General features: G+C 67.2%; 1 pseudogene. It reads right to left on the bottom strand.

What is annotated here, in order from left to right:
* Positions 1–238: pseudogene (locus CVH10_RS24165) on the bottom strand (ABC transporter ATP-binding protein); the annotation flags it as partial.

Below are 238 nucleotides of genomic sequence, written 5' to 3'. Positions count from 1 at the left end.
GAATCGCGAGCGCGCGCGCCATCTCCACGCGCTTCTGCAGGCCGTAGGGCAGGGCGGCAACCGGGGCGTGGCGGATGTGGTCGATCTCGAGGAAGTCGATGATGCGTTCCTCCACATCGCGCCGCAGCTCGGCCTCTTCGCGGCGTGCGCGGCCGACATACAGCAACGCATCGAAGACGTTGGTCTTCAGGTGCGCGTGGCGGCCCAGCTTGATGTTGTCGAGCACCGTCATGCCGCG

The sequence above is a fragment of the Halomonas sp. ND22Bw genome (assembly GCF_003011945.1).
Taxonomy (GTDB): domain Bacteria; phylum Pseudomonadota; class Gammaproteobacteria; order Pseudomonadales; family Halomonadaceae; genus Halomonas; species Halomonas halophila.
Note: the sequence above shows the minus strand (reverse complement) of the source record. Positions and strands in the feature narration are given on the sequence as shown.